Source organism: Paenibacillus salivarius, from assembly GCF_051307165.1.
Classification (GTDB): domain Bacteria; phylum Bacillota; class Bacilli; order Paenibacillales; family Paenibacillaceae; genus Fontibacillus.
This window is the reverse complement of the sequence record NZ_CP195592.1, coordinates 786,101-810,022: the sequence shown is the minus strand read 5'-3', so window position 1 is coordinate 810,022 and position 23,922 is coordinate 786,101. Positions and strand designations below refer to the sequence as shown.

Here is a 23,922-nt window from a genome sequence, read left to right as displayed (position 1 = left end):
CACCTTATCGACGGAAGCCAGCCGCCGCCACATCGCTAAAAGCACATAAACCAAAACGGCCGATCCGGAAACAATTTCACCGGAACAGCCGCTTTTCATTAATGGGAAGGATCCATATCTTTGGTTTTATCGTGATTCAGTGCGTCTTGATGGCGGCGGTCATTGGTTTGCTGCTGCATTTGCTGCGCATCGTGGCTGTTTACCGGCGTATGCTCCAAATCCTGAACGACGTTTTGGAGGTTTTTATCGCCGGCAAATTGCTTGGCTTTCGTCATGGCAAGCTGTCCTCGCTTTCCTAGTTGGGCTTGGTGATCCGGTGCAGAGCTTGGGCGCATTCATGGAGATGGCGGACATAGTCCTCGGTCAACTCCTGAACCTTAGGATTCTGTTCATTGATGGTCTGCCCTTCCCTCTCCACGTCGACCAGTTTCACCTGAACCTCCCGCGGATCCATATAGGAGCATTCGAAGTCAAACGAATAGAATTGGCGTCCCGCCGCATTAATATGAATGCGTAATCCTTGCGGATTCCCGAGATCCGCTTCCACCTGAGCCGAATCTCCCGGATTCAAGTATGCCGGCAATTGCTCCTGCCATGCGTGGACCAACGAGCTTTGGTCAAGGTTCATTTCCTCATTCATGACGTTAACACCTCCCCTTTCACCTTATGGTGCGAAAGAGCGCGATGTTTTATGCGAAGTCCCGCCGGACGACGAAAGCGAAAAAGTCCAGTATGTTATCCCTCTTCCGGTTCGGGCGCTTTGCTGCGCAAGCCAAGGGTGGACAAAACGCCGAGAACGGCGATAACCGCCATGACCAGAAACAGGGTATGCAGGCTGCCGCCGAGCACATGCTTCAATTCCTCCCAAAGCGGCTTTGGAAGAAGATGCACCTTCTCCGGAGAGAGAAGATTGTTGATGTCATCCTGGGACACCTGCACTCCTGACGCGGTACCGCCCGATGTACGCGAGACGATTCCGAGATTGATCAAGCTGCCGAACACCGCGACCGCGACCGTCTGTCCGATGGATTTGACGAAGGAATTCAACGCATTGGACGCTCCGCGTAAATTGTAATTGACGGAAGACTGGGCGATGATCGTGAACACGGAAAAAGAAAAACCGAAGCCCAGGCCATACAGCGCATTAAATATTAGCATAACGAACAGAGGAGTGCCTTCTTGAATAAACGCCATTCCGCCCGCCCCGATCGCGATGATCAGCATCCCTATGAGCGAGGTGAGCCTGGAGCCGCGGCTAATGATCCAGCGTGCGCCAACGACGGAACCGAGCATCCAGCTAATGGACATCGGGGCCAACACAAGCCCTGAAATGGTCGCGTTTTTGCCGAGCACCCCTTGAACCCATAACGGCAAATAGGAGGTTAGTCCGATCAGCAGCGCGCTGGCCAGCAAGCTCGCCACATTCGAAAAGGCGATGTCGCGGACGCGGAACAATTTAAGCGGAACAAGCGGTTCCTCCGCCCTTTTTTCAACAAAAAAGAATAATCCCAGCGACAAAACCGCCACCGCCAGCAACCCGAGCAGCAGGGGCGAGTTCCAAGCGAGCTGCTGCCCGCCGGTCGCCAGGCCCAGCAGCAATGCCGTAACCCCGATCGTAAAGGTGACCGCTCCCGCAATGTCGATCTTTACTTTTCGTTTCTCCACGTTTTCCTTAAAGAACTTGATGATAAAAATGAGCGACAGCAGGCCGAACGGCACATTGAATCCGAATACCCACCGCCAGTTCAGCGAATCGACGAAATATCCGCCGAGCAAGGGACCGACCAAGGACGAAATCCCCCAGACCGAACTGATCCACCCCTGCACCTTCGCTCTTTCTTCAATAGAATATATATCTCCGACAATCGTGAACGTAACCGGCGTCAACGCCCCGGCACCGATCCCTTGGATCGCCCGGAACAGGATCAGCTGTTCCATGCTTTGGGATAAACCCGACAAAAGCGAGCCGGCCAAAAACAGGACCGATCCGATCACGAACACCGGTTTTCGCCCGTACAAATCGCTGATTTTCCCGAAAATCGGCGTCGTTACCGCCATCGTCAGCAAATAGGCGGTAAATACCCAGCTTAGCAGGTCCACCCCGCCTAAATCTCCGACGATTCTCGGCCCGGCCGGACCGATGACCGTTCCCTCAATGGCGGCAAGAAACGTGGAGAGCAGCAGGCCGATCAAAATATACTTTCTTTTTATAGTAGTACTCACAAGTGATGACTTCCTTTCTTCGTTGTTACACACCGACTAATTCCCCTGAGCATATTCCCTTTTAAGCAAGGAATACATCAGCAAGTCGACAAAGCCGTTTTCCGTCTTTTGATATTCGCGCAGCAATCCCTCTTCCCGGAACCCGAACGCTCGGAGCAACTCCCGGGATGCCGTATTCCTTGGATCGACCAGCGCTTCGATCCGGTTAAGGCCCATCGTCCCGTAACCGTAAGCCAGTACCATCCTGAGAGCTTCGGACATATACCCGCGCCCCCAAAAATCCCTGCCAAGATCGTATCCGATTTCTCCGCGGTAAGCGCCGGAAAGCTCCCACACATTAAAACCGACGCTGCCGATCAGCAAGCCCGTCTCCTTCAGTTCAATCCCCCAGCGGAGCGTATCCTCGCTTTCGGACAGGCCGTTCAGCAAATTGATCATTTCCACCGTATCTTCAATCGAAGCAAATGGAGGTATATTCATATACCGCACAACCTCCGGATCGCTCCAGTACCGGTGCAATTCGCGGGCATCCTTCCGCTCCATCCGCCGCAGACGAAGCCGCTCGCTATCGATTACCGGAATGTCACCGCCGCATCTATACACTTTTTCCCCACCTTGCCGTATGTAGTTTGCACTTTCGCCATACATATCCCATCATGTATCATACATGAAAAATAACGTTATCGCGATTTTCTTCGCATTCTTTCGGTGATACTATTTACAAAGATTTATAACCGGACGGGAAAAGGGAGGAAACCTCTGATGATGTTTTCGATTCTCATTATTTTGCTGCTGGTGCTTTTGCTGGCCGTCAGTGGCGCGACGACATTCGCTTTTCGCCAAATTACCCAAATGAAGCTCCAAACGGCCGATGCCATTTTTAATTATTTGGAAAAAACGGGCGTGTTTTCTCGGGAAAAATTCGACAACCTGCAGAAGAGGGAAGTGAGCGTCACCTCAAAGGATGGGCTTAAATTGAGCGGGTTTGTGCTGGAGCCCTTTCCGGGCGTTAACAAATGGGTCATTATCGTCCATGGTTATACCGTGTCCCTGCACGTGTCCGGACAGTATATCGGGATGTTCGAAAAGGAAGGCTTCAATATGCTGCTCGTCGATCAGCGCAGGCACGGGAACAGCCAAGGCCATTACACCACCTACGGATATATGGAGAAATTCGATGTCGAAGCCTGGGTCGACTGGATTCTGAAAAACTACGGGGAGGATGCCGTTATCGGCCTGCACGGCCAATCCTTGGGGGGCGGTACCGTTTTGGAGTATCTGCGAATCGCGGATTCGCATGTCAAGTTTGTCGTTGCCGACTGCCCATACTCCGATCTATCCAAACTGATGTACCATCAGGTCAGAGTCTTGAACAAAATCCCGTCTTTTCCGCTGCTGCGGCTCGTGAACCGGAGAATGCAGCGCGTGGCGGGATTCCGGATGGAACAGGTCAGCCCGCTGGAAGCGGTGGAGCACAGCAGCATGCCCGTCCTGTTTGTGCACGGAACCGAAGACAATTATGTGCCGACATATATGAGCAAGGAATTGTATGAGCGGAAGCCGGAACCCAAACGTCTCCTTCTCGTGGAGGGCGCGGTGCACGCCAATGCATACGGAGTCAATCCCGCACGCTATGAGGAGGAGGTCCATGCCTTGATCGAGGATGCGCTGGGTCGGGATCTTGAAGAAACGGGAGTGCATCCCCTGCCTAAGCAATCGTCGCCGGAAACCTACGCCGCAACTTAAGCGGCTTTGTTTACCGGGTTTTATTTTTAGCCTGTTTTCCAAGCATCTGGTTTTGCGCCATGACGATATAATGGTCCAGTCTTTGGCTCAATTCCAACACTACCTCACTGCTGAAATTATCGTGCTGTACGGCGTTCATCAATTCGGAACGCAGGTGTTCGATCATATCGACGAGTTCATCATTGACTTTTGTTCGTGCCTGGTTTTGGCCAAGGCGGCTGAAGGAGGAGGAGTAAATCATCGTTTCACCTTCTTTTTCATCTTAGGACTATTGTAGCGGATGATGCCAAAAAACAAATTTTGCAAAATTTAAAAAATATAGCACCCTTTGTCGGAGCGTGTCATTTCATTAAAAAGTAAAAAGGGCTCCCCGTAATCATCATCGGGAACGCCCTTTTTCATTGATCATGGTTTTTTCGTATCAGGCTGAACCTGCCTTCGCTTGTTTGGGATTTGGCGAATGGACCGTGTCGCATAAATGCTTGAGCACTTCGCGAATTTCCTTCAGCTCTTCCATCCCCGCCCCCGTCATCGAATAAATGTCGTTATGGACGGTGAGAAAATTGTCCTCCGTCAAACGCTCCAGCTCCTGCTTAACCTCCCGCTCCCCGACTTTATAGCCTTGGGCCTCCAAGATCGGGACGGTCTCACTGACGGTAAGATCTCCGAGGGTAGCTTGATGAAGCATTTGAATGCGTATAAACAGATTTTGCACGTCGGCGCGCATAGCGTGATCCCCTTTCCGGCGTAAAATCTTTCATCTAAAATTACCCGTCGGAAAGTGGGCGGAAACAGCGCGTATCCGGTATAATAAGAGATGTACTCAATAAAGGGGGAATTCATCCATGTTTCATGCCGGTGATCTGACAGGTTCCCGCGAAGATCAACAAAACGCAATATTGTCGCAGCTTGGTTCGCTCATTGAAGGAGAACGGAGTACCGCCGCCAACCTGGCCAACGCTTCCGCACTCCTCAATTTTTTTATGAATGATATCAATTGGGTCGGGTTTTATCTGTTCGACGGACGCGAATTGGTGCTCGGTCCGTTCCAGGGCCTGCCGGCCTGCATTCGCATTCCGATGGGCAAGGGGGTTTGCGGCACGAGCGCCGAACGCAAAGAGACGCTTCGGGTGGAAGATGTCCATGCTTTTCCGGGGCATATCGCCTGCGACGCCGCCTCGAATAGCGAAATCGTCGTCCCGATCGTCAAGGAGGGGCAACTTCTCGGGGTACTCGATATCGATAGTCCGCTGAAAGGGAGATTTGACGAGCAGGACCAGGTGTTCCTGGAGCGGTTCGTTCAAATCCTTACGGACGGGCTTGAACTCCCGCTGTCCCTGTTTTAAACAGGAAGGGCCTCATCGGAGTGTGACGAAACGTCCCCGACAAGGCCCTTTAGTTTATCCGCAGTTCAATCTATCCGCTTACTGCTCTCCATCTCTCCTGACAATTTCCAAACCTTCGACATGACGTTTCCCCATCAGCTTCCGCTTTTTGCGGTTCTCTTTCGTATCCAGTACGATGTCCAGGTCATAATCTTCCGGGTATAGCTCCTCTTTTTTGAGATACGGTTTCAGCCGTTTCCAGTTGAATTTGAGCCTCTGCTTTTGAATCATGACCCCGACCATCCCCCGATGGTCCTCGGGCTCGCAGATGATGCCGACCTTCCCGAAGGCCGGCACGTACACCGCGTCTCCGACTTCGAACCGGACCCGGGCCGGTTTGGGATCGTTCGCATTTTCCGGTTCGGGCTCCCCCGATCCCTTGTGCTTAGGTTCGGCCGGACCTAAAGGCCTGGCGGTCGTCATCGAGCGGGGCTCCTTGGCGCTTTTCGCTTCCTGCCCCTCCGGTTCCGCGAGCGGAACGATTTCATCCCAAAGCGCCATTTTTCCTTCCCCGCCGAGTTGGCGGCCGGCGATATGCTCCGACCGTGCAATCACGTTTTCCGGGATTCCGAGTTTTGTCGCGATGGAAAGGGCGTGGCTTTGCCCCGCGTGCCCGATCGTCAGCTTATAGAGCGGCCGCAGCGTTTCCGCGTCAAATTCCATCCTGGCGTTCTCGAACCCTTCCGCGCGGGAGGCGAACGTCTTCAGCTCGTTAAAATGCGTCGTCACCAAAACGGTGGCTCCTTTACGGCTGAACTCCTCCAAAATCGCGATCGACAGCGCGATCCCCTCGCCGGGATCGGTCCCTGCCGCCAATTCGTCGATCAGCAGCAACGTTGACGGACCCGCCTGCTTCAGCATCGTAACCAGGCTTTGGATTTGCGCCGAAAACGTGCTCAGCGACTGCTCCAGATTTTGCCCATCCCCGATGACCGCCATAATTCCCCGGTAAATGGCAAACTTACTGCCTTGCTGCACCGGAATGAGCAGGCCGGATTGCACCATGAGCGAGAGCAGGCCGAACGTCTTCAGCACGACCGTTTTGCCTCCCGTATTCGGTCCCGTGATAATCAGCGCTTTGTAGTCGGAGCCGATCTCCATATCCAGCGGCACCATGCTGCCGAGCAGCTTCGGATGCCGGGCTCCCCGGAGGACCGTTTCGCCGCGATCGTTCAGTTGTACCGGGACAGCGTCCATCGAAGCCGCATACTTGGCCTTTGCGAAAATAAAATCGTACGTGCCCGTGATTTCGATATTATTGGCAAAGTGCTCGGCCTCTTTTTCCACCAGATCGGTCAGGTACCCCAAAATCTTCGCTTCCTCCCTCGCTTCTTCGCCCATCAGCGCCTCCAGTTCGGCCTGGAGGGACGAAATTTCGTCCGGCTCGATAAAGACGGTCTGCCCGCTGGTAGACTGATCCAGCATACGTCCCTTCACCTGGCGGTAATACTCCTTTTTGACCGGAATGACGTACCGTCCGCCACGGACGCTCACGATGTTTTCCTGCAAAATCGCCGCATGGCGGGACATGACGCCTTGAAGCTTTTTCCCGATCTTCTCCTTCAGCATCTCGATCTTTCGGCGCACCTTCTCAAGCTCCCTGCTGGCCTCGTTCGTAATGACCCCATGCCGGATACAGCGCAAAATTTCCTGCTGAACTCCCGGCAGATCGCGCAACGAACCGGCGTAAATTCCGATATGCCAAGCCGCTTCGCCTTTTGACTCGATATATTTCTTGAGCTGCGCGCAGCTTTGCAGAAAGATTTGAATCGCGGTCAAGTCTTGCTCCGTGAACAGGTATCCGGTCCCCATCAGCGACATCACCGTTTCGATCCCGTCCAGCGAAGGAAGCGGAATGCTTGAGCCTTTGCCGAGCAGTTCCCGCGCTTCCGCCGTTTCGGCCATCGCCCGCTCGATCAGGCGTAACTCCTCCATCGGCGCCAGCCTTTCGATCCTCGCCCTTCCTTCATAAGAAACGGCAAACGCCGCCAGCTCCCGCTTGATGCTTTCATATTCCAACATGTGCAACGTAAATTTTTCGTTCATGTTAAGCCTCCCGTATAAATATGTTTCCGATTTCCGCAACAAAAAAAGGACAAAAGACGGACGAATGCCATCCTTTGCCCTTCTTTTTTCCGCAAGCATAAAAACGTTTGTCATTCTCCGCAAAATCAAAAAAAGCCGCGCTGAAAAACAGCACGGCTTCGGCTCGATTCATCCGAAGATACAAACAGCGGAAAAAGACGCTGAATGATGTCCTATCGTGTGTTCTTAACTAATTCACAGACTGAAAAAGGGTGCAGCAAATCGTCGGGAAAACGACGCATTTAAAAAAACGCGATCTTTCCCGTTCTGCTTTTCTTCAGTCGCTATGAAATTGATTAGTTAAGAACGCTCACCGACATCAAAATCTCTCCTTACATGCAAGAACTGCTTGCGGATGCCTTAAATTTACCAAAAACCGGGGTGGTAAGTCAATAAGGCGATAAGATCGATCTTTACCTGACATTAACTTGGAATTTCTTGTTAAATGAGGTGAATTGATTTATTTTCATCTTCATAACATTTCATGTATTATATTAAGGGTATTTAAATTGTAAACCCGGTTTAAACATTTTATTAACTCAACTTTCGCAGCTTAATTTTCCGAACAAAGCCTTGATATAATTGGGCAAACTCGCAATCCATTGCTGGAGTTGACATACAACGGCAGACTGATCCCGTTTGGATTTCGCTTCCGTGAACGCCATGAAAAATGCGATCAGATGCTGCAAAGCCGTTTTGAGATCCAGGTCTCGAACTTCGTCGGAAAACAGGAAAAACAGACCGCCCAACGACCGCGCGTCGTTGTTGTGACGGCGTTCCCATTCCATTACGAGATAACGGGTAAACACGATCGTGGTGTGGCTGATGAGCATATCAAACGAACGACCTTGAAACTCCGTTCCCAGCTTCAGGTACGATTTGGCAAATTTGAAGAACGTCTCAATGCTCCAACGCATGCCGTAGATGCGAACGATTTCAGCCTCTTCCAACGCCAAATCGGTGCTGAGCAGAACCAGCCAATCCCGCCGCCGATGGCGGTTTTGCACAAAGACCAATTTGATCGGCAAACCGCAGGCGGTTTGAACGATGACCGAGCCAAGGATTTCTTTGTTTTTCTGCTTTGGCAACAGGGCATACAGTTCATGGAGCGTCAGGCTTTTTCCGTCGAACCGGTATCGTTGTTTCATCGCCTTGACCATCCCAATGACATGCAGACCTTTCGCCATCAGTTCACGCAACAGAGGCGCTTGGGTAAACCAACTGTCCATCAGGACAAAGTCAGCGCTAAATCCAGCCTGAATCGCTCGATCAAGCAGAGCCGCCACGGCATCCGGTTTGCGTGAAAGCGCCTCGATGCGGCGTTTGTAGCCTTGGGTACGCTTGGACAGACGTTCCTTCATCTCGCAAAAGCGATTCGTCAGCTTGGCCGAGCTGAGCATGACAAAATCGATGGGCGCAAAGCTGAAGCCATCCGACCATCCGAGCGTGAGCATGTTGTAGCCGCGAGCATATCTCCCCGTCGTATGATCGAAGATGCGGGCAAGCAACTCGGCTTTCTTGCTGCGATCCCTGCGAAGAACCGAATCATCAATGATGAACGTCCGAACGCGGGACGAAGAGGTTAAGGAATCAAAATGCTGAACGACCTTCAGACTCAAGGCATGCAAAAATCGTCGCCAGGCAAAGCGTGGATGGTTTAAGAATCGATAGACTACATCTTTGCCAGGCAACGACTGGCGGCGGTCGCTATGCAGAAGACGAAACCAATTGCGCCCTTCAAACACGAGCGTAAAGATCAGCTGAAAGATGGCAAGACTGGACAATCCGAACGACTTGGAAATGCCGGCTTTGCGCAACAGTTGTCCGATTTGCAAAGCGGAAAATAAAGTCGAGATTCGTTCTTGGCCCTTTTCAGACAGGAAGTTGTGTTGTACCATAGAGTTACGCACCTTTCTGTTTGGGATGGGAAGACTATCCACTTCCATTTTACCAAACGGAAAGGTGTTTTTCTGTCAAGAACGAGATTTTTCAATAAGAAATCCTAGTCATTTCAAGGCTTAACACTAATTTTCAAGGTGCGAAAGTTGAGTTATTAATTATAGAGATATCGAAAGGAAGGATCCTACTGTGCCCGCTTTAAACCGTTTCAAGATCGGAAACATGAAGCCGTTCGTCTTCTTTTCCCTGATCATGATTCTTAAGACGTATCTCGCATGGATCTCCATATTTGACAGCATCCCGCCATGGGGGCCATTGTTGAAGGAGCTTCCGTTCATTTGGATTTTGTTCTGCCTGATCGAATGGTTCTCCTCCAAACGGAAAATGGGAATCTACCTGACGGTCAACCTGCTCGTTACGGCCATTTTCTTTGCGGCAATCATGTATCATAAATATTATGGCGTTATCGTGACCTATACCGCATTGCAGCAGGTGAACCAGGTAACGGCGGTCAGCAACAGCGTTTTCTCGCTGCTCGCCCCATACTACTTGCTGATTTTTCTGGATATCGTCGTCATTGGCTTCTGGCTGCTCCGTAAAAAGAGAGCCGAAAAGCTGAAATCGCTGTTCAACATGAAACAACTCCGTACCGGGGTCGTCGCTGCGGTGTTCGGCATTTCCATCGCACTCTGCATCTTTAATGTGTGGCCGAACCGGGCCAGCATGAACGAAATCAAGAAGGCCGAGCAAATGGGTATTCTGAATTACGAAACCTACGCCATCTTCTCCGGCAAAGAGGAGGAATTGGTGGACAAGACGCAGATTTCGCAAGCCAAAATCGATCAGCTGAAAGGCGTCACCCAACCGGCGGAGCCTAAATACTTCGGCGCTGCCCAAGGGAAAAATCTGATCATTATCCAAATGGAATCTTTCCAGAACTTCCTGGTAAACCTGAAGATCGACGGCCAGGAAATTACGCCGGTCATGAATTCGCTCGTGAAGGAAAACCAATATTTCAAACACTTTTATCAAATGGTCGGGCAAGGCAATACCTCGGATGCCGAGTTTGTGGTGAACACTTCGTTCTACATTCCTTATAACGAGGCGGCAACCCAAAACTATCCGGACAAAGAGCTTCCGAGCCTGCCGAAAATGATGAAATCCGCAGGTTACGACACCGCCACCTTCCATACGAACGTGGTGGAATTCTGGAACCGCGGAGAGCTATACAAAGCGATCGGCTTTGACCGTTACTATGACCAGAAGTTCTTCGGCAACGAAGATACCGTGTTCTTCGGGCCTTCCGATGAAGTGCTCTACAAGAAGACATCGGAAGAACTCGATAGGATGCAGCAGGCCGGCAAGCCGTTCTACTCTCAGGTCATCTCCATGACGGCGCACCATCCGTTTACGATGCCGCACGAGAAAGATCTGATCACGCTGCCGGAACGTTATCAGGATAATATGGTCGGCGATTATATCCGGTCCCAAAATTATGCCGACCACGCGTTGGGCGAGTTTATTCAGGACTTGAAGCAAAGAGGCATTTGGGATAACAGTGTCGTGGTCATTTATGGCGATCACCTCGGCCTGCCGATGTATTCGCTGGATAAACACGGACTGGAACTGATGAAGGAAATTTACGGCCGCGATTACGGATATATTGATATGATCAATATCCCGCTGATCGTTTCCGTTCCGGGCATGGAACCTGCGGTTCACGAGAACGTGGGCGGCCAGGTGGATATTTTGCCTACGGTGGCGAATCTGATGGGGATTAAGCTGGATGATCATATTCATTTCGGGGAAGATATTTTCAATCAAACCTACAATTTGCTGCCGCAGCGTTACTATTTGCCTTCCGGCTCGTTCCTGAACGACAAGGCCCTGTTCATTCCGGGGGTCTGGTATGATGACGGAACCGGGTATCCGTTCGCCGAGGGCGGTGTCAGCCAGGCGCTGACGACGGAAAATGAGTATAACCGGGCGCTCGATCTCCTCAAGATGTCCGACAGCTATGTACAGCAGCTTCCCGACCGGGTGAAAAAAGAATAGCCCTGTCGCACTGAGTAAAAAACATGCCCTCCCTCTCTTCTAGCGGACCATCGGCCGCCGGTTGAATGAGAGGGCTTTTTTACGCATTTCAAGTGAACCAAGCTGCGAATGTTGTATTGAATACAGCATATTGCCTCAAAAAGGCGGTCCAATGCCCCAAAGTTGCATGATTTGCAGCATTTTCAACAAAAATCAAGTGAACTGCCAGAGAAGCACGGGAAAATACTGCAAATTGTACAACATTTTCGCTCGCCACCTCGTGTTCTTGGGGAAATTGTTGTAAATAGTGCAACAATCGGCCTATCCTATACCACTAGAAAAGCCGGATAAGGATCATCACGATCCCTGTCCGGCTTTTCGTGTTACAGCGCCGGGCTGGCCACTCCATCCCCGGAGCGCCGCTGCTCCAGCTCCCGTTGCTTTTCCATGTCGGCGTCCTTCATGCGCAAATATTTTTGGCCTCTCCAGCGGAAGTAAGACAAAACGCCCCGGATGTACTCATCGGCAATCATGCAGGAGTAAATCGCAATAATACCGATACCTAGCGAAACGCCGAACACGTAAGAACATCCGGTCGCGACCGCCCACATGAATATGAGGGAGATTTTCATCGTAAAGCGTGTATCTCCGACCGCATTAAGCGAGTTGCCGATCGCCATATTGACCATTTTGCCCGGCTGCAGCAGCAGATTCAGCCACAGCAGCGTACCGCAAAGCGCCAGGATATCGTCGTCTTTCGTAAACAATCCAAGCACATGCTTGCCGAAAACTACGATGATAAACGCATTGACCATCACGAGCGGCAGCGCGATCGCCAGCACTTTGTAAACCGCCTTGTATGCTTCCTTCGTACGGCCCGCCCCGTATAAGTGGGCGATTTGGATTTGAACCGCAAGCGCGAGCGAGAACCCGAGCAGGAAGCAGAACGATTCCAGCGTGTTCATATAGGTTCGCGCCGTCAATTCCGTTGAACCGAGCATGGCCAGGAACGAGAAGATCGCCAATTGGGAAAATACCCAGCTCGCCGAGTTGACGCCCAACGGCCATCCGATGACGAGAATTTCCTTGAACAATCTCCGGTCGAACAACCGGAAGTCGCGAATTCCGATTTTACGTTCAAAGGACCCGAGGAAAATAAAGAACAGCACGATCGTGGCCAGCAGTCTGCTGATCACCGTGGAGATCGCAACCCCCGTAAGCCCCCATTGCGGAAACCCGAACGCCCCGAAAATAAAGCAGTAGTTCATGATGATATGAATGATATTCATCCCGATCGCGGTCATCATCGGCCCTTTGGTGTTGCCGGTGTTGCGGATCGCCGTGCCTAGGGCGGACATCAAAGCCGTAAGAATCATACCGCCGCCGACGATGGAGATATACACCTCGGCAAGGGAAAGCAGCTCGTCCGGCAGCTGCAGCATTCTCGCGATCGGCCCTGGTGCGGCTATAAGCAAAATACTGATCGCCAGGCCGATGCCGGCCGTGACGTTAAATGCGATAATCGCTACGGTCCGCGCTTCGTTCTCCTTACGCGAGCCGATTTTTTGCGCAATAACGATCCCCGCTCCGCTGGCTACCGTGGCAAACAGCGTCATCAGCGCGTTAAACAACTGGTTGGAGAAGCCGACCACTGCCACCGCGTCGTCCGAGATCCGGCTGACCATCAAGGTATCGACCGAACCGAGCAAAAATTGCAAAAACTGTTCGATAAAGATAGGCCATGCGAGCAGCCATAGGGAAAATTTGTTTCTCTCGCTGTCCTTATTTTTCATAACTATTACAACCTCCTGTAGAACCGGGAACAATTCGGCCTGCCCGCATTCAAAACATTTATAGCATGAAATCCATTATAGATGGTATAGTGATACCGATGTATCATTTTATCAACTCAATTTTTCAATATTCAAACCTCAATTTCAGAGGGGAAAGGTGGATGAATATGCCGTCCGTCATCGAATTAACCGCGCCTCCGCTCCCCCATTACATTGTCAGCGGTTTAACCTTGCTTCCGCCCGGCGGAAGGCATGTCAGCCGCAAAAATATCGGCGCCTTCGACCTTCTCGTAGTTGTTCAGGGCTGCCTGTATGTCGGCGAGGATGATCAAAAATACGAAATTACGGAGGGGCACGCGCTGATTTTGCGGCCGGACAAAACGCATTACGGCTATGAAGGATGCCGCGAGGAGTCGCTCCATTACTGGGTTCACTTTCAACTCCCCGGGGAGTGGCGTGTCATGGACGAGGAAGAATATCATCTCCATTCCGGGCGCGCCCCCGAGGGGGAACCGCAAGGGTATACGTCGCTCCCGCCGTTTACGGTAACGCCTTATACCGTCGCGTTCCCTCAATTTACGAAGCTGGCCCAGCCGCAAAAGGTGGCCGAAACGATCGACGGTCTTAATGAAATGAATCGCCGTATTCACCTTCCCGGCGTACGGATGAAGCAGCAGGCTTTGTTTCAGGAGCTGATTATCCTGCTCTCGGCTTCGCTCGGCACGGGCGGGCCGTCACCGCAATCCGTTTGTGCCGAACGGGCCGCTTCCTACCTGCGCGAGCATTTGAACGAGCCCTTTTCCGCAAAAAAAATGGGCGAAGCGATCAATTTCCATCCGGTTTATATCGCGCGCTGTATGCAAAAGGTGTTCGGCTGCTCGCCTTCCAACTACCTGCTGCGCCTGCGGATCGACCAATCCAAGCTGCTGCTGCTGCAGACGAATCTGCCGGTGGAACGCATCGCCGAAGAGGTCGGCTTTAATCATGCGGCCTACTTTACCGCTACCTTCTCACGGTTCGAAGGCATGCCGCCACGCAAATACCGGCAGCTGTTTGCCTGGAGCAAGGCATAATGAGGAGACGGGGCAATTGGATAAATCTCCACGGTTCATCTTTTTTGCTTATAGGAGAAACGTCCTCTATAATCAAGAGAATAGCAATCTATCATTACTAACTTACGATTTGGAGGAAACGCGTTGACACAAGTGAAAATATTTGCGGACAGCATCTCCGATATCCCGGAATCCTGGCAGATTCAATATGATATCGGGATCATTCCGCTCTACGTCGTGTACGGTGAAAACGCCTACAAAGACAAGCTGGAGATCACCACAACCGATATATACCGGCGAGCCGACCAAACCGGGGAATTGCCCCGTACTTCGGCCCCGTCCCCCGCGGATTTTATCTCGGCATTTACACCATGGATTGAACAAGGTGATACCGTTTTGTTCATCAGCATGTCTTCCAAGCTCTCTTCCACCTACCAGAACGCGTTGATCGCAGCCGAGGAGCTGCCGAAAGGACGCGTCATCGTCGTAGATTCGCTGAATGTGTCGGGTGGCACGGCCCTGCTCGCCGTGAAGGCCGCCCAAGCGGCCAAAGCGGGTATGAGTGCCGCCGAAATCGCCTCGATGCTCGAAGAACTCCGCGGCCGGGTCGAAATCGAGGTCCTGGTCGACAGTCTTGATTATCTTCATAAAGGCGGACGGGTTTCCAGCGTGCAGCAAATGATCGGGAACCTGCTTAAAATCCGCCCCGTGCTACGCATCAAGGAGGGGTTGATCTACTCCGCCGATAAATACCGCGGCAAGACGGAAAAAGCGGTAGAACGCATGATCCATCATTTTACGGAAAACATCCATAAAGTGGATCGCGAACTCATCATCGTCGCCCAAACGCTGGCCGAAAAGGCTGCGGACTATATTAAATCTTCCTTGCTCGAAAAAAACGATGTCAAAGAGGTTGCGGTGATCGAAGGCGGTTGCGCCATTTCGTGCCACTGCGGCCCGCGGACCGTGGCCATTATGTATTTGCGCCGGTCGGCTTGCGGTATTTAGTGCATCCGAATAACGTATAAATTATAGGCCCTGTCTTCCTGAAAGCTTTCTTTTTCGGGAAACAGGGCTTTTTTATGCGTCCAAATCCGGGATATGCGTGTAAATATATGAAACGGAAACTTTTAGGCGAAGCATTTCGTAATATTGATGGAGAGACTTTCACGAGAAAGGTGGAGAAGAATGAAACTTGATTCGAAACATAAAATTGCGCTGTACTCGCTGCCCGTCTTCTGCGTTCTGCTGGTTTGTGCACTTCTTCTCCCGGTTCAATCCCGTGCCTACGCCGGTTACTTTAACGATTTGTACCAGGGGGTCAAGGAATTATCCGAGCTCCCCGATGAAGTAAACGAGCTTAAAATAAGCTATCAAATGACGCAGGACAAGCTTACGGAAGCCGAAACGGCCATTGAACAGTATCGGCTGCAAAACGAAGAATTGATCAAGCAAAATCAGGAACTTGCCGCATCGGTCGCCGCCTTGACCGAATCGCAGCAGGCCCGGGAAGCGAGCGCCCACAAAACTCGCGTCCTTATTTTGACCGGCGTGATTTTGCTGATCGGCTATTTCCTGCTGCTCCGTTTGGTCCGTCTGGTGCTTCGCCGATGAAAATCCTTTACCAGAACGAGCCTGCCGGTTTCGGCGGACAAGCCGTGACGTTCGATGTATACGACGGCGAACAGGTCCACGTGCTTCATCCCGCTCAAGTTATCGCTTACCGGGGAGCGGCGGGCGGCCGGTCCGACAGGTTGATGAACATCAAAGGCATGTACCGCAAAAAGAAAATGCTTCGCGCCGATTTCACCGGACCCTGCCAATTCGTCGCATCCATGCCCTCATCCGTAACCCTGAAGCCGATAACGCTGGGCGCAAACAGCGACCTGTTATATGATTTCAAGCATCTTTTTTTCTACACGGACGGCGTGCGCATGGAATCCAGGATACTCAGCATGAAAAATATGATGATCACCCGGGACGCCGTCAAAATGAAATTTCACGGGGAAGGGCAAATCGGCATTTTGACCCAGGGCCAAGTACTCGAGCTGCCTATTCACCCCGACCAGCCGATCTTTGTCGAAACCGGATGCCTGATCGCTTACCCGGAGAACGCCAAGCTGGAGTTGTCCGTATACGGCAACACCCTTGCCAGTCAAAGCATGAAATACCAATGGAAAATTACGGGCCATGGTTTCGTGCTGGTCCAAGCCGGAGGCGGCGGTTGGGAACTCGAACGGGAGCTTGCCGACAACGACGGCATCATCAAAAGGTTTTTGCGTGAAGTCATTCCGTTCGGCGGCGTATTTATCAAATAAAATGCGAAAAACGCGCTTACTTCGCACTTTTAGGTGCTTCGGTCGGCGCGTTTCTTCTTTGGCTTAATCATGGCATGAGGATTACTTTTTCCCCGCCTCGATATCCTGCGGTCTGAGGCCCTCCCAAATGTTCGGGATCTCCACCCGATCCGGGTCCTCAAAAACAAGGAAAGCGGTCGGCAAGTAGCGTTCGCCGTACTCGGACGACGGCTTGTTCACGATTTCTCCGCCTTCTTTGACCAGCACGGTCGATGAACCGCCGTCCAGGTTGGCGGCAATGACCGCTCCGTGGTCCAGCATGATCTGCTGAACGTCGTATAAACTAGCTCCGATGCTGTAACCCGGCTGGCGCCCGTCGATGACGACGAACAGAATGGCGCCGTCCTCTTTTTGCCCCATTGCCGTCCGGGGCGCGATGCCCCAGCCTTCCTTCTGGTTGCGGATCTGTCCTTTGCCGTTGACGATTATCCGCGGTTGGAACGTCACCGCTTCCTGTATACCAAGATCCTTCAACTCATCCAGCGTATACTTCCCGGCGATCATCTTCCCCTTCTTGTCGATGCCGACGACCTGGGTCGCTTCGTTGCTGCTTATACCGTTGTAGTAAAGCTTGCCTCGTGAAATAACGACCCCGATCGGCTTAAAGCCGTTGCCTTTCCAGTTCGGATCGGCAAATCCCCCGCCGTTTACGCCGGCAAGCGCACCGGTCCTGGCAACCATGCTGGACACCTTCTCGCCTTTGCCGCGTTTTGCCGGGACCCCGAGCCTGATTTTCGTCGGGTCGTTCACCGTCAGGACGTATCCTTTGTAGCCCTTGCCCGATACCTCTTCGATTTCGATCAGCGGCTTTTCTTCGGCCCCTGCCTCTTGCTCATTCTCCCCGTCCGGATCAGGCAAATCGATCGTATGCGTATCCCTTTCCGTACCCATTTGTTCGAACCGTTCCTGGTATGCCGCAACGCGTTTGTCCAATTCCGCTTGCCCGATAATATATTTGGCCCAATGGCGATGCTGTGTCGTAATCAGCGTATCCGCCATGAGAAATCTGACATTGTTGCCGGAAGGCGTGAAAAACAGCCAAATTCCCGCAATCGCCCCCAAAAACATCATGACCATGATGAACCTGCCTACCGAGCGCCAAAAGCCCCGTTTCCGGCGCTTCCTGACACCTTTGCGCTTATTCGTCCCTTTTCCCCGCCCGGCCGAAGACCGGCTCGGCAGCGCGGAAGGCGGATGAGGCTGCATCGATTGCATCTTCCTATTCTCCTAACTGCTGCGAATTTACATGCTATACAAGTAAACGCGCGGGCGGAAAAGAAAGTTTCACCTTCATCCTGCTTCCGCAAAGCTGCCGCCGAAAGCAATGTGAACTGCCGCGCCGACTAGTTATCCACTTTCATTCACGCGCGACCTCCTGCGCCGACTACTTATCCACCGGCTATTCGCCCGCAAGCGACAGCGCCGATTACTTATCCACTTCAAATACCCGACTTATGCAGAAACAAGCCACCTGATGCTCCACTTTCGATCTTTCCCTTTTGAAAATACCGCTCACTCGAACGACTTATGCCCAAGATAAGTGCATTTTATGTGCATAAAACTTAAATTTTTGCCCAAAGTTGTTGAGATCATTGCAAAATCGGTAGATAAAAGCCAAATTTTATCCACAATCCACAAAATTCTGAAATTTATATACAAGTTTTACATTAAGATTGGGCAGGGGATTTCAAAATCCGGGTTTATATGCACTAAATCATTCAGCCTGCCCTATAAATAAAGCGAAGCTATCCTCACGCAGTCAAACGACTGCGTGAAGACAGCTTCGCTAAATAGTACAATTCGCGCTCATCGGCGGTCGTACAATTTATTTACCTTACGCGCAAAAGCGACCGCGAACGGCATAAATTTTACGGAATCCGCGGTTTTTTAGCAGTCTTGCGGCTTTTTTGCTTTGGTACACACTTTCCGATAAAATCACGACCGGCTCGTCCGGAGACAGCTCCTTGTTCCAAAGAAACGGCAAGCGCCCCAGCGAAATATTGATGGCCCCGCTGATATGGCATTTTTCATACAGAAAGGGATCCCGCACATCGACGATTTTGGCGTGAGCCGTCATTTCCGGAGTTTCCCGGAGGACGGCGGCATCGACATAAGCAAGGTCCTTCACCGGCAGAAGCTGGCGGACCAACCAAAAACCCCAGACAGCGACTATCATCGCCGCAATCAGCAATCCCGCCATTAGACCAGCTTTCCTCTCCAAGCCAAAAGTCCGCCGGTCATATTCACGGCATTATACCCGTATTCGGACAACAGCTCGCAGGCCAGACCGCTCCGCCCGCCGCTTCGGCAAACGACGAACCATTCCCGGTCTTCCTCCAGTTCCCGGAATCTCTCCGGCAGCTGTCCGAGCGGAATATGCTTCGCTCCCGGAATGTGCCCCTCTTCCCACTCTTGCGGCTCCCGCACGTCAACAATGTAAAGCTCTTCCCCGCGCTCCAGTCGCTCCGCCAGCTCCTGTGCTGAAATTTCCTTCTCCGCTTGGTAACTCATAACGAACTGTCATCTCCTTATTGTTTAAATATATTTTATTAGCGGCTCTTAACCAGCAATTCAACGGCTTCCTTGACCAACTGATCCGTCTCCCCGCCTTCGGCCTGCTCTTTCAGCAGGCAGTGCTGCAAATTATCCGCCACGATCTGGGCAATGGCTTTATCCGAAGCATTGCGGACCGCGGTAAGCTGACCGACGACCTCCTTGCAGGATTTACCTTCCTCCATCAGCCGCAGAACGCCGCGAACCTGCCCCTCTATTCTTTTCAGGCGGCGCTTCAAATCTTCCGAATACTGTACTTCCATCAGAGTTCCTCCATTCCAAATAGGATACCCCTACGGGTATATAATAGTGAAACGAGCTCCCTTTGTCAATTCGCCAAACGATAAAAAAAAGCCCGCCCCGTTGGGACAAGCTTTCTATTTTCGAAGCATAAGCTGAGGTTTGCCGAGCACTTTATGCCGCAACGCATTCCACACACGAAAGCAGTATTGCTGAAGCTCCTCCGCCGAATATCCCAGCATGCGAACGGCAATGCCTCGCTGTCCCGCCAAGGTACTGGCACCTGCCAACACCCGGTCACCGGGCGTAAGTTGGCCTTGAATCGCATCGAGCTCCGGCCCTCCAAGCCCGTCCGCCACAATCCAGAGCGCCGCCGAGTGCGTGTAATCCATCATTGCCGCGTTACCGTCTTGCGGACCGAAACCGGAGCCCGGTTCCAACGCGAAACGATCCCACACCGCCAGCTCCTTCCCCCTCCAAACTTCCGTCGACGAGGCATACGAATGAAAATCAAAAGCCTCCCCGTGATGGATCCGGCCGGCGGACCAAATCTCCCCGTAGGCTAGTACGGCGTCCGGCTCCAAGAAAAACGCCGTTTTCATCGTGCACCTCGAGCCTCGGAAGGGAATGACGCCGTCCGGGAAATATTCAAGCACCGCCCCTGTCTCCAAACGGAAAATCTGTTCCACGGCGGACGGAACATAAGGCGTCGGATGCAAGCGGATCGCCGATGTGCTGCTCAATATGACATGCGTGCCCGGCCCCAACTCCCATTCGGAAAAATACCGGTCTCCGTCCATCACGCCGGGGGATACGTCAGCGGTGTAGACGCACAGTTCGCCGGTCCCCCCTTCGGGGCGAAAGCTTCTGCTAATCCGGAGCGGGGCCGAATAATATCGTTCGGAAAAGCAGGTCCGCCCGTCGTTCTCAAGACAAAACGCGGCGCGGAGCTCGCTTCGGCGTTCTTTTTTCAGCGCACCGGCGCCTGCGGTCTCAATGATTGGCATGGGCGTGCGGCTCCGTGTTTTCGCCCAGGAGCTGATGCTCGATCCAGTGAACAATCTCCGAAACGCCTTCCCCGCTCATCAAATTGGACATGACATAAGGCCTGCCGTCCCGCACCTTTTCCGTATCCCGCCGCATGACTTCCAGGCTCGCGCCCACAAACGGAGCCAGATCCGTCTTGTTGATCAGCAGCAAATCGGAACGCGTAATGCCCGGGCCGCCTTTGCGCGGCAGCTTTTCCCCCTGGGCAACATCGATGACGTAAATGAACAGATCGACAAGCTCGGGACTAAAAGCGGCGGCCAAATTGTCTCCCCCGCTCTCGATCAGAATCATTTGCAGATCGTCGAACCTGGATTCCAGCTCCTCGATGGCCTCAAAGTTCATCGAAGCATCCTCCCGGATCGCCGTATGCGGGCAACCGCCGGTTTCCACGCCGATGATCCGGCTCGGGTCCAGCGCGTTTTGACGCAGGAGGATTTCCGCGTCTTCTTTCGTATAAATATCATTCGTAATGACCGCAAGGCTGTATCTCGTACGCATCGCCTTGGACAGCTTTTCCACCAGCGCCGTTTTTCCCGAGCCTACCGGTCCCCCGATTCCGATCCGCAGCGTCCTTCCTTGTTCGATCGCCTTCCGTTCCCAACCTCCATGATGATGGTGATGTCCGTTTCCCTGACACATAATAACTCCTCCTTATTTTTGAGAGATCAACGACATTGAAAATGGAATATAGAATCAAGACATAAACAACCGGGAATGCAGCGTTTCATGCCGCATCGCGAAGATTTCCTGCGACCAGGAGAAAGAAGAAAGCTCCTCCGAAGGGCGTTCTTTTACCCGATCCCATTCCCGGCAAATTTCCGGGAGAACGCGGGCAATGATCGTCTGAACCTCGGTCTGGCCGATGGACATTAATCGCAAAGCGCTGTTGGCCGCCGCCGTGACGGAAATATAAAGATAGCCGCAAACCGCGTCGTCAACCGGAACCTCCAGTTCCACGGCCAGCCAGGCCAGCACTGCCGGAAACGTACAGGGAGCTCCATGCAGCGACACCGCATCATCCATGAGCCGAAACGAGATCCAGGGATACAACGAGCGTCCCAGCTTCAGCAGACGCTTCCCCATTTTTTGCACGCCCTCGCGGGATTCTCTGGATATCCGTTGCACATGAAGGATATGATCGAGCCGTGCCATTTCGGCACTATCGCTGCGGTTTGCGGCCGCCTCATAAATCCCTTTCATCGCGACGCCGTCCAAGGGAGCCCATCCCGACTGAAGCTGACTGAGCAGGTACCGTTCCAGATCGGCGCCGCTCGTCATTTTACCCGCATTGCAGTAGGTTTCAAGTCCGAAGGAATGGGAAAATCCGCCGACGGGCAGCGCGGAGTCCAACAATTGGCTGAACCTGAGCCTTTGCAGCTTCTCCATTCATGCAGCACCGCCCTTCAAAACATAAAGTAGCGCTGGGCCATCGGCAACTCCTTTGCGGGCTCGCAGGTCAGCGGAACTCCGTCCGCCTTGACTTCATAGGTTTCGGGATTGACCTCGATATGCGGAGTCGCATCGTTCAGGACCATGTCTTTTTTGCCGATGGAACGGCAGTTTCGGACCGGTTCGACCGCCTTCCGCAGCCCCAGCACCTCTTTAATTCCCGCCTCGTAGGCGGCCCGGGAGACGAAGGTGATCGAGCCCGTGGCAACCGATTTGCCGTAGGCTCCGAACATCGGCCGCCCGAATACGGGCTGCGGCGTCGGAATCGATGCTCCCGGGTCACCCATTTGCGCGTAGGCGATCGTCCCGCCTTTGAGCACCAATTCGGGTTTGACGCCGAAAAAGCTTGGTTGCCAAAGCACCAGGTCCGCCCACTTGCCGACTTCCACCGAGCCGACGATATGGCTGATTCCGTGCGCGATGGCAGGGTTGATCGTGTACTTGGCGATATACCGGCGGATCCGGTCGTTATCCGCCAATGATCCATCGCGAAACGAAAGATGCCCTCTCTGGCGCTTCATTTTATCGGCCGTTTGCCAGGTCCGGATAATCACCTCGCCCACGCGTCCCATGGCTTGCGAATCCGAGCTGATGATGCTGAACACGCCCAGATCGTGCAAAATGTCTTCCGCGGCAATCGTTTCGGGCCGAATCCGGGAATCCGCGAACGCCACGTCCTCGGGTAGCTCGGGGTCAAGATGGTGACAAACCATAAGCATATCCAGGTGCTCTTCCACCGTGTTTACCGTAAACGGGCGCGTCGGATTGGTCGAGGAAGGAAGCACGTAAGTCTCGGCCGCCGCCCGGATGATATCCGGCGCATGCCCCCCGCCCGCTCCTTCCGTATGATACGTATGGATGGTGCGTCCTCCGATGGCCTCGAGCGTTTTTTCCAAAAATCCGGTTTCGTTCAGCGTATCCGTATGAATGGCTACCTGTACGTCGAATTCGTCCGCCACAGATAAACAGGCATCGATCGCTGACGGCGTGGAACCCCAATCCTCGTGCAGCTTGAGCCCAATGACGCCGGCCTTCACCTGCTCTTCCAACGGCTCGCGGCTCGAGCAGTTCCCCTTGCCGAGGAAGCCGATGTTCATCGGAAACGCCTCCGCCGCTTCCAGCATTCTGGCGATATGCCATGAACCCGGCGTGCATGTCGTCGCGTTCGTTCCCGTGGCCGGACCGGTCCCGCCACCGATCATCGTCGTAATCCCCGAAGCCAAGGCGACGGTGATTTGCTGCGGGCAAATAAAATGGATATGGGCGTCAATGCCTCCCGCCGTAACGATCAACCCTTCCCCGGCGATGATTTCGGTTGCGGCTCCGATGACCAGCGCGGGGTCCACGCCGTCCATCGTATCGGGGTTACCAGCCTTTCCGATGCCGCAAATAACCCCGTCCCTGATCCCGATATCGGCTTTGACGATCCCCCAATGGTCGATAATCAGCGCATTCGTAATAACGGTATCCGGCGTACCGTCCTCTCTTGAGGCGACGGACGACTGTCCCATACCGTCGCGGATGACTTTACCTCCGCCGAACTTGCACTCGTCTCCGTAAACGGTGTAATCCCGTTCGACCGCCGCCCACAGGTTGGTGTCCGCAAGCCTTACGGCGTCGCCTGTCGTCGGTCCGAACATGGATGCATATTGCTGCCTAGTCATTTGAAGCATCTTCATCCCTCCCCCGGTCACCCGAATTTCCCGGTTTGCCGAGAAATGCGTCAAGCCTTTCCCCCGAAGGCGGTACGGCCAAAGGTCCGTCCGTCAATCGGTTCAAGCCCCTGATGATTTTGCTCCCGCCGAAGGGGATCAGCGACACCGCTTTTTCTTCCCCGGGTTCGAACCTGGTCGCCGTACCGGCCGGGATGTTCAGACGCTTGCCGTACGCTTCGGCCCTCGGGAATTCCAAAGCGGGATTGACTTCGTAAAAATGGATATGGGAGCCGACCTGTACGGGCCGGTCTCCGCAATTCCTTACTTTAACGCCGATGGCGGCACGTCCCGCATTGCACACGACATCTTCCCGCACCAGCCTGTATTCTCCGGGAATCATT

Annotated in this window: 25 protein-coding genes; 7 read left to right on the top strand and 18 right to left on the bottom strand. The window is 53.0% G+C overall.

Features of this window, described 5'->3' with window-relative positions; all coding sequences use genetic code 11:
- Nucleotides 1-98: 98 nt before the first annotated feature.
- From ACSFXJ_RS03670 to ACSFXJ_RS03655, 4 genes are all read right to left on the bottom strand, one after another.
- Nucleotides 99-275 (bottom strand): hypothetical protein, encoded by a 177-nt coding sequence (locus tag ACSFXJ_RS03670; RefSeq protein WP_435923874.1) that lies wholly within the window; start codon nt 273-275, stop codon nt 99-101.
- A gap of 20 nt (nt 276-295) precedes the next feature.
- The gene (locus tag ACSFXJ_RS03665) at nt 296-640 is read right to left on the bottom strand and encodes a hypothetical protein (RefSeq protein WP_435923873.1); all 345 of its coding nucleotides are present in this window, start codon (nt 638-640) and stop codon (nt 296-298) included.
- 95 nt (nt 641-735) lie between these two features.
- Nucleotides 736-2,223: an MDR family MFS transporter gene (locus ACSFXJ_RS03660; protein ID WP_435923872.1), complete on the bottom strand. Its 1,488-nt coding sequence runs from the start codon at nt 2,221-2,223 to the stop codon at nt 736-738.
- Nucleotides 2,224-2,259: 36 nt separating this feature from the next.
- Nucleotides 2,260-2,871: a GNAT family N-acetyltransferase gene (locus ACSFXJ_RS03655; protein ID WP_435923871.1), complete on the bottom strand. Its 612-nt coding sequence runs from the start codon at nt 2,869-2,871 to the stop codon at nt 2,260-2,262.
- Between the two features lie 114 nt (nt 2,872-2,985).
- Between ACSFXJ_RS03655 and ACSFXJ_RS03650 the strand changes: the two genes are divergently transcribed.
- Nucleotides 2,986-3,969, top strand: a complete 984-nt coding sequence (locus ACSFXJ_RS03650) for an alpha/beta hydrolase (RefSeq protein ID WP_435923870.1) — start codon at nt 2,986-2,988, stop codon at nt 3,967-3,969.
- A 10-nt stretch (nt 3,970-3,979) separates the two neighbouring features.
- Here ACSFXJ_RS03650 and ACSFXJ_RS03645 read toward each other — a convergent pair whose 3' ends face one another.
- Nucleotides 3,980-4,210 carry an aspartyl-phosphate phosphatase Spo0E family protein gene (locus tag ACSFXJ_RS03645; protein WP_435923869.1) on the bottom strand — a complete coding sequence of 77 codons (231 nt, stop codon included), beginning with the start codon at nt 4,208-4,210 and terminating at the stop codon, nt 3,980-3,982.
- 180 nt (nt 4,211-4,390) lie between these two features.
- Nucleotides 4,391-4,696 carry a hypothetical protein gene (locus ACSFXJ_RS03640; RefSeq protein ID WP_435923868.1) on the bottom strand — a complete coding sequence of 102 codons (306 nt, stop codon included), beginning with the start codon at nt 4,694-4,696 and terminating at the stop codon, nt 4,391-4,393.
- A 118-nt stretch (nt 4,697-4,814) separates the two neighbouring features.
- Between ACSFXJ_RS03640 and ACSFXJ_RS03635 the strand changes: the two genes are divergently transcribed.
- A complete protein-coding gene (locus tag ACSFXJ_RS03635; protein ID WP_435923867.1) occupies nt 4,815-5,315 on the top strand; it encodes a GAF domain-containing protein in 501 nt (166 codons plus the stop codon).
- A 78-nt stretch (nt 5,316-5,393) separates the two neighbouring features.
- On the opposite strand, the gene ACSFXJ_RS03630 is transcribed toward ACSFXJ_RS03635, so the two are convergent.
- A complete protein-coding gene (locus ACSFXJ_RS03630) occupies nt 5,394-7,400 on the bottom strand; it encodes an endonuclease MutS2 (RefSeq protein ID WP_435923866.1) in 2,007 nt (668 codons plus the stop codon).
- 578 nt (nt 7,401-7,978) lie between these two features.
- A complete protein-coding gene (locus ACSFXJ_RS03625; RefSeq protein ID WP_435922015.1) occupies nt 7,979-9,337 on the bottom strand; it encodes an IS4 family transposase in 1,359 nt (452 codons plus the stop codon).
- Nucleotides 9,338-9,527: 190 nt separating this feature from the next.
- On the opposite strand from ACSFXJ_RS03625, the gene ACSFXJ_RS03620 reads away from it, so the two are divergent.
- The gene (locus tag ACSFXJ_RS03620) at nt 9,528-11,393 is read left to right on the top strand and encodes an LTA synthase family protein (RefSeq protein ID WP_435923865.1); all 1,866 of its coding nucleotides are present in this window, start codon (nt 9,528-9,530) and stop codon (nt 11,391-11,393) included.
- A 362-nt stretch (nt 11,394-11,755) separates the two neighbouring features.
- Here the strand turns inward: ACSFXJ_RS03620 and ACSFXJ_RS03615 are convergent, their stop codons facing one another.
- The gene (locus tag ACSFXJ_RS03615) at nt 11,756-13,165 is read right to left on the bottom strand and encodes an MATE family efflux transporter (protein WP_435923864.1); all 1,410 of its coding nucleotides are present in this window, start codon (nt 13,163-13,165) and stop codon (nt 11,756-11,758) included.
- Nucleotides 13,166-13,326: 161 nt separating this feature from the next.
- Between ACSFXJ_RS03615 and ACSFXJ_RS03610 the strand changes: the two genes are divergently transcribed.
- The 4 genes from ACSFXJ_RS03610 to ACSFXJ_RS03595 all read left to right on the top strand — a co-directional run bounded on the left by ACSFXJ_RS03610 (nt 13,327) and on the right by ACSFXJ_RS03595 (nt 16,535).
- Complete coding sequence (locus ACSFXJ_RS03610; RefSeq protein WP_435923863.1) at nt 13,327-14,238, top strand: AraC family transcriptional regulator; 912 nt, start codon at nt 13,327-13,329, stop codon at nt 14,236-14,238.
- A gap of 132 nt (nt 14,239-14,370) precedes the next feature.
- Nucleotides 14,371-15,225, top strand: coding sequence for a DegV family protein (locus ACSFXJ_RS03605; protein ID WP_435925669.1), 855 nt, complete (start codon nt 14,371-14,373; stop codon nt 15,223-15,225).
- Between the two features lie 180 nt (nt 15,226-15,405).
- Entirely contained in the window at nt 15,406-15,831 is a 426-nt protein-coding gene (locus ACSFXJ_RS03600) for a hypothetical protein (protein WP_435923862.1), read from the top strand.
- Nucleotides 15,828-16,535, top strand: coding sequence for an AIM24 family protein (locus ACSFXJ_RS03595; protein WP_435923861.1), 708 nt, complete (start codon nt 15,828-15,830; stop codon nt 16,533-16,535). The genes ACSFXJ_RS03600 and ACSFXJ_RS03595 overlap by 4 nt, the downstream gene beginning before the upstream one ends.
- Before the next feature lie 81 nt (nt 16,536-16,616).
- On the opposite strand, the gene ACSFXJ_RS03590 is transcribed toward ACSFXJ_RS03595, so the two are convergent.
- The 9 genes from ACSFXJ_RS03590 to ACSFXJ_RS03550 all read right to left on the bottom strand — a co-directional run bounded on the left by ACSFXJ_RS03590 (nt 16,617) and on the right by ACSFXJ_RS03550 (nt 23,921).
- Nucleotides 16,617-17,789, bottom strand: a complete 1,173-nt coding sequence (locus ACSFXJ_RS03590) for a phosphodiester glycosidase family protein (protein WP_435923860.1) — start codon at nt 17,787-17,789, stop codon at nt 16,617-16,619.
- 619 nt (nt 17,790-18,408) lie between these two features.
- Nucleotides 18,409-18,774 carry a rhodanese-like domain-containing protein gene (locus tag ACSFXJ_RS03585; RefSeq protein ID WP_435923859.1) on the bottom strand — a complete coding sequence of 122 codons (366 nt, stop codon included), beginning with the start codon at nt 18,772-18,774 and terminating at the stop codon, nt 18,409-18,411.
- Nucleotides 18,774-19,085: a rhodanese-like domain-containing protein gene (locus ACSFXJ_RS03580; protein ID WP_435923858.1), complete on the bottom strand. Its 312-nt coding sequence runs from the start codon at nt 19,083-19,085 to the stop codon at nt 18,774-18,776. The genes ACSFXJ_RS03585 and ACSFXJ_RS03580 overlap by 1 nt, the downstream gene beginning before the upstream one ends.
- Before the next feature lie 38 nt (nt 19,086-19,123).
- Nucleotides 19,124-19,390, bottom strand: coding sequence for a metal-sensitive transcriptional regulator (locus ACSFXJ_RS03575; RefSeq protein ID WP_435923857.1), 267 nt, complete (start codon nt 19,388-19,390; stop codon nt 19,124-19,126).
- A 114-nt stretch (nt 19,391-19,504) separates the two neighbouring features.
- Complete coding sequence (locus ACSFXJ_RS03570; RefSeq protein ID WP_435923856.1) at nt 19,505-20,374, bottom strand: urease accessory protein UreD; 870 nt, start codon at nt 20,372-20,374, stop codon at nt 19,505-19,507.
- On the bottom strand, nt 20,361-21,056 hold the full coding sequence (gene ureG, locus ACSFXJ_RS03565) for an urease accessory protein UreG (RefSeq protein WP_435923855.1): 696 nt from the start codon (nt 21,054-21,056) through the stop codon (nt 20,361-20,363). Before ureG ends, ACSFXJ_RS03570 begins: the two co-directional genes overlap by 14 nt.
- Before the next feature lie 54 nt (nt 21,057-21,110).
- Entirely contained in the window at nt 21,111-21,803 is a 693-nt protein-coding gene (locus ACSFXJ_RS03560; RefSeq protein ID WP_435923854.1) for an urease accessory protein UreF, read from the bottom strand.
- 17 nt (nt 21,804-21,820) lie between these two features.
- The gene (gene ureC / locus ACSFXJ_RS03555) at nt 21,821-23,539 is read right to left on the bottom strand and encodes an urease subunit alpha (protein ID WP_435923853.1); all 1,719 of its coding nucleotides are present in this window, start codon (nt 23,537-23,539) and stop codon (nt 21,821-21,823) included.
- Nucleotides 23,523-23,921, bottom strand: coding sequence for an urease subunit beta (locus ACSFXJ_RS03550; RefSeq protein ID WP_435923851.1), 399 nt, complete (start codon nt 23,919-23,921; stop codon nt 23,523-23,525). The genes ureC and ACSFXJ_RS03550 overlap by 17 nt, the downstream gene beginning before the upstream one ends.
- Between the last annotated feature and the right edge of the window lies 1 nt (nt 23,922).